The organism is Streptomyces sp. CNH189, assembly GCF_000527195.1.
This window is the reverse complement of sequence record NZ_AZUS01000037.1, coordinates 20,669-34,855: the sequence shown is the minus strand read 5'-3', so window position 1 is coordinate 34,855 and position 14,187 is coordinate 20,669. Positions and strand designations below refer to the sequence as shown.

Genomic DNA, 14,187 nt, shown 5'->3' with positions numbered 1-14,187 from the left:
CTGCTGCTCGGCGCCCGGCGGGGCATTCCGAGCGACGTGTACGTGCCGTTCCTGGTGACGGGCGTGTTCGTGTTCACGTTCACGCAGAGCTCGGTGCTGGCGGGCGTGCGGGCGATCTCGGGGAACCTGGGGCTGGTGCGGGCGCTGCACTTCCCGCGGGCGTCGCTGCCGGTCTCGTTNGCGCTGCAGCAGCTCCAGCAGCTGCTGTTCTCGATGATCGTGCTGGTCGTGATCATGGTGGGCTTCGGCAGCTACCCGAGCCTGTCGTGGCTGCTGGTGGTGCCGGCGCTGGCGCTGCAGTTCCTGTTCAACACGGGACTGGCGCTGATCTTCGCGCGGATGGGCAGCAACACCCCGGACCTGGCGCAGCTGATGCCGTTCGTGCTGCGGACCTGGATGTACGCCTCGGGCGTGATGTTCTCCATCCCCGCGATGCTGGAGGACAAGAACGTCCCGGCCTGGCTGGCGGACGTGCTGCAGTGGAACCCGGCCGCGGTCTACATGGACCTGGTGCGCTTCGCGATGATCGACGAGTACGGCTCGTCGTACCTGCCGCCGCACATCTGGGCGTTCGCGCTGGGCTGGGCGGTGCTGGCCGCCGTGGTCGGCTTCGTCTACTTCTGGAAGGCAGAGGAGAGGTACGGCCGTGGCTGACACCACCGAGGAGAAGACCCCGACCGTCATCGCCGACGGCGTCGACGTGGTCTACCGGGTCAACGGCACCGGCGCCGGACGCGGCTCCGCGACCGCCGCGCTCAACCGCATGCTGCGCCGCAAGCAGACCGAGAGGGCCTCCGGCGTGCGCACGGTGCACGCCGTACGGAACGTGTCGTTCGTCGCCCACAAGGGCGAGGCGATCGGCCTGATCGGCACCAACGGCTCCGGCAAGTCCACGCTGCTCAAGGCCGTCGCCGGACTGCTCCCGGTGGAGAACGGCCGCATCTACACCGACGGCCAGCCGTCCCTGCTCGGCGTCAACGCCGCTCTGATGGCGGACCTCACCGGCGAGCGCAACGTGCACCTGGGCGGCCTCGCGATGGGCATGTCCCGCGAGGAGGTCAAGGCCCGCTACCAGGAGATCGTCGACTTCTCCGGGATCAACGAGAAGGGTGACTTCATCACCCTGCCGATGCGCACCTACTCCTCCGGCATGGCGGCCCGCCTGCGCTTCTCCATCGCCGCCGCCAAGGACCACGACGTGCTGCTCGTCGACGAGGCGCTGGCCACCGGCGACCGCTCCTTCCAGAAGCGGTCCGAGGCGCGCATCCGCGAGCTGCGCAAGCACGCCGGCACCGTCTTCCTGGTCAGCCACAACAACAAGTCCATCCGCGACACCTGCGACCGGGTGCTGTGGCTGGAGCGCGGCGAGCTGCGCATGGACGGCCCGACCGACGAGGTGCTCCGGGAGTACGAGAAGTTCACCTCGGGCGGGGACCGGACCGTGCCGGCGCCCCGGCGGGCCGCGACGGCGCGATGACCGGCAGGAACCGCCTCGCGTAAGGGCGTGCGCGTCCCTGAGGCGCACGCCCCCACGGACGCGCGGGGGCACCCGACCGCACGCCTCTGCGCGCCCATTTGGGCGTATTGATGTCACTATGACCCGAGGGGACCGTCCCGCAGCGACGAGCCGAAGGAGCCCCCGCGATGCCCCAGCTCAGCGTCATCGTCCACGGGCCGAACACCCAGGACCACCTGACCGGCCTGCTCGACTCGCTCGTCGCCCACCCGCTGCCCGACGTCGAGGTGGTCGTCGCCGCCGTCGGCGACTGGGCCCGCGAGACGGCCGAGCGGCACACCCCGCAGCTCCAGGTGGTCCCCCTGCCCGACGGCACCTCCGACGCGGCGGCCCGGGCGGCGGGGGCCGCGCACGCCACCGGGCGCTGGCTGCACTTCGTCCGCGCCAAGGACGGCGTCCCGGCCGGCAGCCCGCGTACCGTCGCCGAGCGGACCGCCGAACTGCCCGCCGCCGTGGACGTCCTCCTCACGGACCACCTGCGCAGCACCTGGCGCAGCGCGGCCCTGCCCTCCGCCGACGGCCCCCTCCTCGCCCGCGCGGGCCGCACCGAGGCGTCCCTCGGCGACAGCGCCTACCTGCTGCGCCTGACCCCGCTGCTCGGCACCCGCGTGCTGCGCGCCGCGTTCTGGCGGGCCCACGAGGAGCTGTTCACCACCGACGACGAGCCCCGGGCCGCGCTGGCCGCCCTCCTGCTCGCCGACCGCGTCGCCTGTCTGCCGCACATCGCCCACGAGGACCGCCGGCTGCGCCCCGCGAGCCTCCCGCCGGTCACCGCCGAACAGCACCTCGCGACCGTCGACCGCTACGAGGCCCTGCTCGGCCTCGCCCGGGACCGGCCCGCCGTCTACACCGTCCTCTACGAGATCATGGTGCGGGACTGCCTGCGCACCTTCGCCCGCGGCACCATGCCCGAGCCGGCGGCCCGGGAGTTCTTCGACCGGGCCGGTGCCGCCGCCGTACGCCTGCGTCCCGAGGGGTACCGCCGCCCCAGTGGCCCGGAGGGCGTGCGCCGCTCACTGCTCGAGGAGGGCGCGTACACCCGGTACCGGGCCTTCCGGACCGCCAACCACGCCCGTCGCGCCCTGCGCTCCACCCTGCGGGCGGGCCGACGACAGGCCGGCGCCCGGATCCGCGACCACCAGTACCGCGCGGCGCTGCGCCGCCCCGTCGACCCGCACCTCGCGGTGTTCTCCGCCTACTGGAACCGGGGGGTCGCCTGCAACCCGGGCGCGATCGCCGCGGCCCTCGCCGAGCTGGCCCCGCACATCCACCCGGTGTGGGTGGTCACCGGGCGCAACGCGGCCCTGCTGCCGCCCGGCACCGACCACGTGGTGCCCGGCACCCGCCGCTACTGGGAGGTGCTCGCCACCGCGAAGTACCTCGTCAACAACGTCAACTTCCCGAACGCGGTGGTCAAGCGCCCGGACGCGGTCCATGTGCAGACCCACCACGGCACCCCGCTCAAGCGCATGGGCCTGGACCAGATGGCCTACCCGGCCGCCGCGCAGGGCCTGGACTTCGACGCCCTGCTGGAGCGCGTCGACAAGTGGGACTTCAGCGTCTCCGCCAACAGCCACACCACCCGCATGTGGGAGCGGGCCTACCCGGCCCGGTACGTCTCCCTCGACCACGGCTATCCGCGCAACGACGCGTACTACACGGCGGGCGCCGACGAGGTGCGCGCGGTCCGCGAGCGGCTCGGCATCGGTCCCGGCCGCCGCGCCGTCCTGTACGCGCCCACGCACCGCGACTACGAGGCCGGGTGGACCCCGCGCCTGGACCTCGCCGCTCTCGCCGAGCGGCTCGGCGACGACACCGTCCTGCTGGTGCGCGCCCACTACTTCTACGACTCGGGCGTCTCCCCGCTGACCGGCCTGCGCCGCTCCGGCCGGGTCGTGGACGTCTCGTCCTACGACCCCGTCGAGGAGCTGTGCCTGGCCGCGGACGTCCTGGTCACGGACTACTCGTCGATCATGTTCGACTACGCCAACCTGGACCGCCCGATCGTCGTCCACGCCGACGACTGGGAGACGTACCGCACCACGCGCGGGGTCTACTTCGACCTGATGGCCGAGGCGCCCGGCCCGGTGGCGCGCACCCAGGACGACCTGACCGAGATCCTCACCACCGACGCCTGGCGCGACGAGGGCGCCGCGAAGGCGCGGGCCGCCTTCCGCCGCCGGTTCTGCGAGTTCGACGACGGCCGCGCCGCCGAGCGGGTGGTGCGCCGGGTCTTCCTCGGCCAGGACGAGGCGTCCCTGCCCCCGGTGCTGCCCCTGGAGGAGCGCAGCCCGGCCCCGGCCCCCCAGGAGGTGACCGCGTGATGAGCACTCCCCGGGTCCCCGACGTCACCGTCACGGTGATCGTGCACAACGACGCCGGACGGCTGCCCCGCGCGGTGCGGTCCGTGTGCCGCCAGACGCACCACGACCTCGAGGTCGTCATCAGCGACGACCACTCCACGGACGACACCCCCCGGGTGGCCCGGGAGCTCACGGCCGCCGACCCGCGCGTGAGCTACCTGCGCCTGCCGGAGAACAGCGGCGGGTGCAGCGCCCCGCGCAACCGCGCCCTGGAGATCGCCCGGGCGCCCTACCTGATGTTCCTCGACAGCGACGACGAGCTTCCCGAGGGGGCGGTCGCGGCGCTGCTCGCCGCGCACCGCGAGCGGGAGATCGACTTCGCGATGGGCGCGGTGCGGCGGATCCGGGCGGACACCGGACGCCGGTCCACCTGGATGCCGCACCTCGTGGGCGAGCGCCGGACCCTGGACGGCATCGAGGACGACCCGCGGCTGTTCTTCGAGCACCTGGCGACCAGCAAGATGTACGCCCGCGCCTTCCTCGACCGGCACGCGCTGCGCTTCCCCGAGGGCATCCACTACGAGGACCAACTGTTCTCGGCGCAGGCCTACTGCCTGGCGAAGCGGTTCACCATCGTCCCCGAGCCGGTCTACCTCTGGTACATAGCCCCCTACGCGAGCTCCGACGCGGCCTCCATATCCAACCAGCGGCACCTGATGGCCAACGTCCGCGACCGGATACACGTACAGCGGCTGATCGACGCGTTCCTGGTGGAGAGCGGGCACGCGGCGCTGCGCGAGGACAAGGACCACAAGTTCCTCAAGCACGACTTCCGGATGTACGCGGGGGACCTGCCCTACCGCGACGAGGAGTGGCTCGCCGCCTTCGCCGACGAGATGAACCCCTACCTGGACACCCTGTCCCCGGGCGCCTACGCCCGGCTGCCCCGCGCCGAGCGGGTGGTGCTCCAGCTGCTCCGCGACCGCCGGCTGCCCGAGGCCCGGCTCGCGGCGCGCGGTCTCGGGTACGGCGTCGCCCCGCGGCGGACGACCGCCGACACCGAGGGCCGGGTCTACTGGGGCGACCGGGTCCCCGGCACCGTCGCCGCCCGGCGCGAACTGGACCTCACCGAGCTGGAACCGGACATCCGCCCGTTCTCCGGCGCCCCGTTCCGCCACGAGATCACCGGCATCGCCCGCGTCCCCGGGGCCGGCGCGTGCGTCGAGCTGACCGTGCGGACCCACGACCCGGCACTGCGCCTGCCCGTCGGCCCGCAGCGCGCGAGCCTCCTGATCTCCCCCGGCCGCCGCCGCCTCACCGTGCCCTTCCGCCTCGACCCGGTACGGCCCGGTGTCTTCGAAGGGACGGTACGGCTCGACCTGGCCGAGGCGCGGCTGCCGCTGAGCGGCTTCGCCGGGGCCCGGCATCCGCTGGTCCGGCTCACCGGCGGCGGCCAGAGCAACCAGGCCCTGCTGCTGGCGCCCCTCGACTTCCCGGCGCTGACCGCCCGCGTCCCCTACCGCTCCGGTGCCGCCCCGCACGAGGTGACGATCGAGCCGGAGGGGCACAACCCGGGCCGGCTCCAGGTGCGGTGGGAGCCGGTCGGCCTCACCGGGCTCGTCCGCCCGGCCGCCGCCCGCCTGGTCCGTCCCCGCCTGCGCAGCGCGGGCCGGCTGGTGGCGGGCGCCCTGCGCTGACGCCGTACGCCGGTGCCCGGCCGCCGGCTCACGGCACGGCGTACAGCACTTCCCCGCGCGGTCCCCGGGCCACCGGCCGCAGCGCGGGGTCGTCCAGCACGCCCCGGTGGTCCACCACCCAGCGCACCCCGTACTCCCGCTCCGTGCGCCGCCGCTCGGAAGCGGGCGTGCCCGCGGCGAAGTACGCCCGCGTGGCCGCCGTACGGCGCTCCTCGTCCGCCAGGAAGAAGTCGGGGTAGCCGGGGGCGACCGTGTACGGGCCGTACGCGGGCACCTGGCGGGCCACCCGCCCCTCGGCCATGACCACGTCGCCGTACCGCACCTGTCGCGTGAGCCAGCCGTACCCCGGCCAGGCGGGCCGGTACTTGTCCGCCACCGCCCCGGGCAGCGCGTCGGCCGGGACCACGTACCCGAGCATCCCCGCCTGCGCCCAGCCGCCGGCCAGCAGTGCCCCGGTGAGCAGCACCGCCCAGACGGCGCGGGCCCGGCGGCGTCCCCCCTCCAGGACCGCCGTCGCCGCCGCGAGCTGCGCCGGGATCGTCACCGCGGGCAGGGCGCGCCCCCACGAATAGCGTCCGGTCAGCCAGCCGGCCGCGACGATCAGCACGCCCAGGGCGAAGAAGACCACCAGTGGGTCCCGGTGGTCGCGCCGCCACCGGGGCACCAGCACGGCCGCCCCGAGCAGCACCAGCCAGAACCGCGCCGGGAGATCCTCGTACAGCACCCGGTGCACGTCCGCCAGCCCGTCCCCGGCGCCCATCAGCGCGAAGAAGCCGTAGTACGGCCACGCCCCCAGCGCCGCCACGCCCACCAGCAGCGCGGCACCGAGCCGGAGCCACACCGCGCGCCCGGGACGCGCCGCGACCACCGTGGCGACCGCGCCGGCCGTGGCCACCACCCCCGAGAACTGGTGGCAGAGCAGGATCACCGCCCACAGCACGCCGAGCCCGGTCCACACCGGCCACCCGGCCGGCCCACGCAGGGCCCCGGTCAGCCACGCCCAGAAGTGGAAGGCGAGCCCCAGGGTGAAGGTGCTCGGGTACGCCACCGTCAGGGCGAGTGAGTGCAGGCCGAGGAAGCCGCTCCACAGCAGGGGTGTCGTGCCCCAGAGCAGCAGCAGGCTCAGCAGGGCGAGCGCGGGCGCGGCCCGGTGCGCGCTCAGCGTCCGCGCGTACCGCCACACGCCCGTCACCAGCAGCACCAGTCCGGCCGCCGCGGCCAGGCGCAGCACCACGAACACGTCCAGGCCGGTCACCCGGGCGACACCGCCGAGCAGCAGCATCCACGGCGAGTAGTAGGGGCTCGGGGTGTCCGCGTCGACCAGCGGGTTGCCCGGGTCCAGCGGGGCGTGCCGCAGCCGCTGCACGGTCGCCGCGTGGATGCCCAGGTCGCCGATCCACGGGAGCCGTACGACCACCACGGCCAGCAGGACCAGGACCAGCCCGGCGGCGCCCGCGGCCACGGCCCGGCCGACGGTGCCCGGGCGGACCCCGGAGCGGCGCGTGCCGTCCTTTCCGGACACCCCGGACGGCGAGAATCGGACAGTCACACCACAGACCTATCCCGTCCCCGGCCCGCTCCACCGCTTCGCCGCCGATTCCCGCCCAAGGCACCACACGCCCAAGGCACCACACACGGCGCGAGGGGCGCCCCCGGACCTTCCGGCCCGGGACGCCCCTCGTCCGACGGCCCGCAAGGGCGGGCCCGGTGCCTTACGAGTGCGACCTCAGCAGCGTCCGCATGGTCCGCATCGCCACCGACAGGTTGGCGAGGTCGAACGCGTCGGAGCTGTGGATCTCCTCCAGCGTGGTGCGGGCCCGGCCCAGCAGCGCCGCGTTCTTCTGCTCCCACAGCGCGAACCGCTGCTCCGGCGTCGACGTGCCGTCGCCCTCCGCCAGCACGTCCGCGGTGACCGCCGCGTGCGCCGCGTACAGGTCCTCGCGGATCGCCGCGCGGGCCATCGACTGCCAGCGGTCCGCGCGCGGCAGCTCGATGATCCGGTCCATCAGCTGGGTGATGCGCAGCCGGTCGGCGAGGTCGTAGTACACCTCGGCGACGTCCAGCGGCTCCTTGCCCATCCGGTCGGCCACGGACACGATGTCGAGCGTCGGGAAGGCGGAGGAGAAGCCGGCGACCCGGGTGGCGAGCTCGTCCGGCACACCGGCGCCGCTGAGCTCGTCGTAGATCTTCTGGTACCAGCCCAGATCCTCGCCGCGCAGCAGCTTCGGCAGCTGCGCCCAGACCAGCTCCACCCGCTCGGCGAAGAACGACACCGTCTCCTGAAGCTGCAGCGGCTGCGGCCGGTTGTTCAGCAGCCAGCGCGTGCCGCGCTCCACCAGGCGGCGCGAGTGCAGCCGGATCCGGGTCTGGGTGGCGGCGTCGACCTTGGTGTCGAGCGCCTCCACGCCGTCCCACACGACCGAGGAGCGGAAGATGGCGCGGGCCGCGGTCTGCGCCCGGACGATCTCCTCCAGCGACGCCCCGGTCTCCTCGCGCATCCGGTGCAGATACGTGGTGCCGCCGGTGTTGACCGTGTCGTTGACCAGCACGGTCGTGGTGATCTCACGGCGCAGCGGGTGGCTGTCGATGTGCTCCCCGAACTGCTCGCGCAGCGCGGTCGGGAAGTACGCGTGCAGCAGACCCTTCAGGTACGGGTCGTCGGGCAGCGAGGTGTGCATCAGCTCGTCGGCGACGGTGATCTTCGTGTACGCCAGCAGGACGGCCGTCTCCGGCCCGGTCAGGCCCTGCCCGGAGGCGAGCCGCTCGCGGATCTGCCGGTCGGTGGGCAGGAACTCCAGCGCCCGGTCGAGGTGGCCCTCGCGCACCAGGTGCTTCAGGAAGCGCTGCTGCGCGTGGATCATGTCCTTGGACTGGGCCAGCGCGTTGGAGATGGCGGTGTTCTGCGCGTAGTTGTTGCGCAGTACCAGCCGCCCGACCTCGTCGGTCATCTCGGCGAGCAGCTTGTTGCGCTGCTTCACCGTCATGTCGCCTTCCTTGACCAGGCCGTTCAGCAGGATCTTGATGTTCACCTCGTGGTCGGAGGTGTCCACGCCCGCGCTGTTGTCGATGGCGTCGGTGTTCTGCCGGCCGCCGTGCAGCGCGAACTCGATCCGGCCGAGCTGGGTCATGCCCAGGTTGCCGCCCTCGCCCACGACGGCGACCCGCAGGTCCTTGCCGTCGACGCGGATCGCGTCGTTGCCCTTGTCACCGGCGTCCGCGTGGGACTCGGTGGACGCCTTGACGTAGGTGCCGATGCCGCCGTTCCACAGCAGGTCGACCGGCGCCTTGAGGATGGCCTTCATCAGGTCGGCCGGGGTCATCTTGGTGACGCCGGACTCGATGCCGAGGGCCTCGCGGATGTGCGCGTTGACCGGGACGGACTTCGCGCTGCGCGGGAAGATCCCGCCGCCCGCCGACAGCAGCGAGGTGTCGTAGTCGGCCCAGGAGCTGCGGGGCAGCTCGAACAGGCGGCGGCGCTCGGCGTAGGAGGTGGCCGCGTCCGGGGCCGGGTCGATGAAGATGTGCCGGTGGTCGAAGGCGGCGACCAGCCGGATGTGCTCGCTGAGCAGCATGCCGTTGCCGAAGACGTCACCGGACATGTCGCCGATGCCGACGACGGTGAAGTCCTGGCTCTGGGTGTCCACGCCCAGCTCCCGGAAGTGCCGCTTGACGGACTCCCAGGCGCCGCGGGCGGTGATGCCCATGCCCTTGTGGTCGTAGCCGGCCGAGCCGCCGGAGGCGAAGGCGTCCCCGAGCCAGAAGTTGTAGCTCTCGGCGACCTCGTTGGCGATGTCGGAGAAGGTCGCGGTGCCCTTGTCGGCGGCGACGACGAGGTAGGTGTCGTCCTCGTCGTGCCGGACGACGTCCGCCGGGGGCACGACCTCGCCGGCCACCATGTTGTCGGTGATGTCGAGCAGCGCGGAGATGAACGTCCGGTAGGAGGCGATGCCCTCCGCCATCCACGCGTCGCGGTCGACGGCCGGGTCGGGCAGCTGCTTGGCGACGAACCCGCCCTTGGCGCCGACCGGCACGATGACGGTGTTCTTCACCATCTGCGCCTTGACCAGGCCGAGGATCTCGGTGCGGAAGTCCTCACGCCGGTCGGACCAGCGCAGACCGCCGCGCGCGACCTTGCCGAAGCGCAGGTGCACGCCCTCGACGCGCGGCGAGTACACCCAGATCTCGAACGCCGGACGCGGCGCCGGCAGGTCCGGGACGGCCTGCGGGTCGAACTTCATGGAGACGTAGTCGTGCGGCTCGCCGCCCGTCGCCTCCTGGAAGAAGTTGGTGCGCAGCGTCGCCTTGATGACGGTGAGGAAGGAGCGCAGGATGCGGTCCTCGTCGAGGCTCGCGACCTGGTCGAGGGCGGCGTCGACCTCCTCCAGCAGGGCGTCCACCAGTTCGTACCCGGCGCGCTGCCGGTCCGGCGACATCCGCGCCTCGAACAGCGAGACGAGCAGCCGGGTGGTGTGGACGTTGTGCCGGAGGGTGTCCTCCATGTAGTCCTGGCTGAAGGTGGACCCCGCCTGGCGCAGGTACTTGGCGTACGCCCGCAGCACCATCGCCTGGCGCCAGCCGAGTCCTGCGCTCAGCACCAGGGCGTTGAAGCCGTCGTTCTCCGCCTTGCCGGTCCAGGTCGCCGCGAAGGTGTCCTGGAAGCGCTCGCGGGCGTCGTCGCCGAGGTAGTCCACCCCGCCGCCGGGCGCCTGGGGCATCCGCAGGCCGAAGTCGTAGATGTAGGCCACGCTGCGGTCGTCGCACCGCAGTTCGTACGGCCGCTCGTCGACGACCTCGACGCCGAGGCGCTGCAGCACGGGCAGCACCGCGGACAGGGAGACGGCCTCGCCCGTGCGGTAGATCTTGAAGCGGCGCTCGTCGGGGGCCGCGCCCACCGGCTCGTACAGGCTGAGCGCGAAGTCCTGCTCCTCGCTCAGCTCCTCGAGGCGCACCAGGTCGGCCACGGCGCTGCGCGGCGAGTGGTCGGCCTTGTAACCCTCGGGGAAGGCACCGGCGTAGCGGCGCAGCAGCTCGGCGGCGCGCTCCTCGCCGAACTCGGTGTTCAGCGCCTCGGCGAAGCCGTCGGCCCAGGAGCGGGCGGCCGCGACCAGCCGGGCCTCGATGCGCTCCTTGTCGCTGTCGGACAGGTGCCGCAGTTCGGTGCCCTGCGGGACGCGGACGACGAAGTGCAGCCGGGAGAGGACCGACTCGGTGTTCCACGCGGTGAAGTCGACGCTGATGCCGCCGAGCTCCTCCTTGAGGATGTCGATGATCCGCAGCCGGACGCCGGTGGTGTAGCGGTCGCGGGGGAGGTAGACGAGGGCGCTGTAGTAGCGGCCGTACTCGTCCTGGCGCAGGTACAGGCGCAGCCGGCGCCGCTCCTGGAGGTAGAGCACCGAGGTGGCGATGGACTGCAGCTCCCCGGCCGGGGTCTGGAACAGCTCGTCGCGCGGGTAGGTCTCGAGGATCTGCAGCAGGTCGCGCCCGTCGTGGCTGTGCGGCGAGAAGCCGGCCCGCTCCAGGACGTCCTCGACCTTGCGCCGGATCACCGGCACCCGGCGCACGGACTCGGTGTAGGCGGCGGACGAGAACAGGCCGAGGAAGCGCCGCTCACCGACCACGTTGCCCTCGGCGTCGAACTTCTTGACGCCGATGTAGTCCAGGTACGACGGCCGGTGCACGGTGGCGCGGCTGTTGGCCTTGGTCAGCACCAGCAGCTTGTGCTCGCGGGCCTTGGCGCGGGCGTCGGCGGGCAGCCGCTCGAAGGACGGGCTGACCGGGTGGTCCTCGTCGGCCCCGTGGTGCGGGTCGGAGCGCAGGATGCCGAGGCCGGTGCCGGGCACGGCGGCCAGCGAGTCGTCGTCGCGCAGCTGGTACTCGCGGTAGCCGAGGAAGGTGAAGTGGTCGTCGGCCAGCCAGTGCAGCAGCTCGCGGGCCTCCTCGACCTGCAGCGACGGCAGGTCGGCGGGGACGGGCTCGCCGGGCAGCGCGTCGGCCAGCGCGGTCGCGGCCTGGCGCATCTTGCCCCAGTCCTCGACGGCCTCGCGGACGTCGGACAGCACCCGCAGCAGATCGGCGGTGATCTGCTTCAGGTCGCCGCGGTCGGTCTCGCGGTCGATCTCCACGTGGATCCAGGACTCGACGTGCGCGTCGTGCGGCAGGTCGCTCGCGTCCTGCGGGAGGTCGCCGCCGACCGGGTCGGAGAGGACCTCGATCAGCTTGCCGGTCACGTCCCGGCGGACCACGAACTGCGGGTGGATGACCACGTGGATGCCGCGGCCCTGGCGGGTGAGTTCGTTGGTGACGGAGTCGACCAGGAAGGGCATGTCGTCGGTGACGACCTCGACGACGGAGTGGCTGCAGGTCCAGCCGTTCTCCTCGACGGTCGGGGTGTGCACCCGGACGTTCGCGGTGCCCTGCGGGCGGTTCGCCGCGAGCCGGTGGTGCGAGACAGCGGCTCCGAAGACGTCGACCGGGTCGCGGTCGGTGAGATCCTCCGGGGCGGTGTGCAGGTAGTAGCGCTGGAGGAACGCGAGGACGGTGTCCCGGTCGGGCGTGTCCTCGTCCGCGGTCCCAGTCGGTAGTTTCCCCCCGGCCGGGCTGTTCTCAGCTACCCGGGCGGCCCGATCGAGCAGCTCGGCCTTGGCTTCGTCCAGCTTGGTCTGCATGGTCCTCTGGCTCCTGTCGCGCGCCGTTGCGTGACGTAGAAGGAAGTACGGTCTCCGACCTCGTGGTGCGGTGGTACGACACGGGGTGTCCGGTCTGTGCCGACGTTATGCCGCGAGGTGAGAGGAGCGGGGGCTTCTCGGCGGAATTCGATGCGTCCGACGGGTGTGACTCTGCTCTCCGTGACGCCTGCCCCCCTGGGGTGCGCCGCGTCCCGTGCCGCCCGCGAGGATCAGCGGTCGCCACCCGGTCACGGATTTCGTCCGTGCACGCCGGGCGCACAGCGGGGACGCCACGGTCCCCGCGAGCTATCGCGCTGATCACGCCACCTAGGCTATCGCCCTCCGGAGGGGCCCCGTCATGAGCCGTATGTGTACAAAACCGGGGGGCGAACTTTGACGTTTCGCACAGTGCGCCGGCGTCCTTCCGGTCAGCCGCCGGCCGCCAGGCGCTCCGCCTGGACCACCGCCTCGCCCAGGGTGTCGACCACCGGAACCCCGACCGCCTCCAGGCTCGCCCGGCCGTGCGAGCCGCCGGTGTAGAGCACGGCCCGCGCGCCCACGTGCCGGGCGGCCAGCGCGTCGTCGGCCGCGTCGCCGATCACCACCGTGCGCCGCGGGTCCACCACGTCGCCCAGCGCGCCCAGGTGGCGCACCATGTGCTCCGCCTTGCTGCCGCCGGACGGACCGGTCCGTCCGTCGACGCGTATGAAGTGCGGGGCGATGCCGAAGTCACGCACCAGGGGGACCAGGTCGTCGTGTCCGTACATGCTGAGGATCGACTGGCTGCGGCCCGCCGACGCCCACGCCCGCAGCAGGTCCTCCACGCCGTCGGCCAGTCCGCAGCGCACGCGGTGGTCCGTGTAGTGGCGGTGGAAGGTGGCGTCCATCAGCTCCCACTCGGCCTCGCTGGGCAGCCGGCCCATCAGCCGCTCGTAGAACTTCGGCACGGGCACGCAGTACAGCTCCCGGTACCGCTCCAGCGTGATGGGGGCGAGGCCCAGCTCGGCGAAGGCGGCGTTCGTCGCCCCGATGACCGCGTCGACGTCGTGGAACAGCGTGCCGTTCCAGTCCCAGACGATGTGTGCGTCGTTGTGCGTCCCCATGCCGGAAAACCTACCCGGACCCGCCGACATCGCCGACATCCCGCTGCGCCGCAGGTCAGCCGATCAGCTGGGGGATCTCCTGGGTCGCGAACCACAGCAGCTCGTGGTCCTCCGCGCCGTCCACCACGAACTGCGCGTCGTCGTCGCCCTTGTCCGCCGCGTCCAGCGCCCGCGCGGCGGCCGCCACGTCCGTCTCGGCGTCCGCCGCGTCGGCGTGCACCGCGGCCGCCTTGGCCAGCCGTACGGCCCCGGCGAGGCGCACCTCGCCCAGCGCGGCCGGGTCCAGGCCCTGGTCGAGATCGGCGGAGGCCGCGCCGTCGGCGACGTCCACGGCGACCACGACCCGGCGGCGGGGCGCGCCGGGGTCGGCCGCCAGCAGCCGGAGGGAGGCCAGCGCGGCACGGCTCAGCGCGGCGTACTCCAGCTCCTCGATGTCGTCGGAGAGGTACCACTCGCGCAGCGCGGGCGTCACCGCGTACGCGGTGAGGGGACCGTCGCCCAGCTGACCCGTCCTGTGCGCCTCGGCGAGCCCGGGGAGAGTCAGGGGGACGTAGACGCGCATGGTGGGCCGCTTTCGTCTGCTCGGGGACTCGGCAAGGGTTCAGAATACGTGCCCGCGGCCGTACGGCGTCCCCCATCGAGTCCCCGCCCGCACCCCCGGACACGTCAAGGCACGTCCGGAATGTCACCCGCCCCGCCCGCGTGAACACGGCCCCGGCACCCGTCCGGTCACCTTGATAGGTGAACTTCCCCGCCCGCTTCGGGCGGCCCGCCGCTCCTTGCCACGCCGCCGCACGGCCCCGTACAAGATCCCCACACGAAGTTACTGCCCGGTACCCCGGCTCCCCCCGCCGGCGGCCCGGGCCTGTCGAACGGGGTCCCTCGTGCACAAGGTCATGAGCC

At 72.9% G+C, this 14,187-nt stretch carries 8 protein-coding genes; 4 read left to right on the top strand and 4 right to left on the bottom strand.

The window, feature by feature from the left end:
* The 4 genes from B100_RS0132805 to B100_RS0132790 all read left to right on the top strand — a co-directional run.
* On the top strand, nt 1-654 hold a 654-nt coding region (locus B100_RS0132805), incomplete at its 5' end, for an ABC transporter permease (protein WP_024888574.1).
* Nucleotides 647-1,477 carry an ABC transporter ATP-binding protein gene (locus tag B100_RS0132800; protein WP_024888573.1) on the top strand — a complete coding sequence of 277 codons (831 nt, stop codon included), beginning with the start codon at nt 647-649 and terminating at the stop codon, nt 1,475-1,477. The genes B100_RS0132805 and B100_RS0132800, both read left to right, overlap by 8 nt.
* A gap of 167 nt (nt 1,478-1,644) precedes the next feature.
* Nucleotides 1,645-3,840: a CDP-glycerol glycerophosphotransferase family protein gene (locus B100_RS0132795; RefSeq protein ID WP_024888572.1), complete on the top strand. Its 2,196-nt coding sequence runs from the start codon at nt 1,645-1,647 to the stop codon at nt 3,838-3,840.
* Nucleotides 3,840-5,516 (top strand): glycosyltransferase family 2 protein, encoded by a 1,677-nt coding sequence (locus B100_RS0132790; RefSeq protein WP_024888571.1) that lies wholly within the window; start codon nt 3,840-3,842, stop codon nt 5,514-5,516. The genes B100_RS0132795 and B100_RS0132790 overlap by 1 nt, the downstream gene beginning before the upstream one ends.
* A 28-nt stretch (nt 5,517-5,544) precedes the next feature.
* On the opposite strand, the gene B100_RS0132785 is transcribed toward B100_RS0132790, so the two are convergent.
* From B100_RS0132785 to B100_RS0132770, 4 genes are all read right to left on the bottom strand, one after another.
* Entirely contained in the window at nt 5,545-7,065 is a 1,521-nt protein-coding gene (locus B100_RS0132785; RefSeq protein ID WP_024888570.1) for a membrane protein, read from the bottom strand.
* 163 nt (nt 7,066-7,228) lie between these two features.
* Nucleotides 7,229-12,181 (bottom strand): NAD-glutamate dehydrogenase, encoded by a 4,953-nt coding sequence (locus B100_RS0132780; RefSeq protein ID WP_024888569.1) that lies wholly within the window; start codon nt 12,179-12,181, stop codon nt 7,229-7,231.
* A gap of 428 nt (nt 12,182-12,609) precedes the next feature.
* Nucleotides 12,610-13,284, bottom strand: a complete 675-nt coding sequence (locus B100_RS0132775; protein WP_024888568.1) for an HAD family hydrolase — start codon at nt 13,282-13,284, stop codon at nt 12,610-12,612.
* A gap of 55 nt (nt 13,285-13,339) precedes the next feature.
* Complete coding sequence (locus B100_RS0132770; RefSeq protein WP_024888567.1) at nt 13,340-13,846, bottom strand: DUF6912 family protein; 507 nt, start codon at nt 13,844-13,846, stop codon at nt 13,340-13,342.
* Nucleotides 13,847-14,187: the final 341 nt, after the last annotated feature.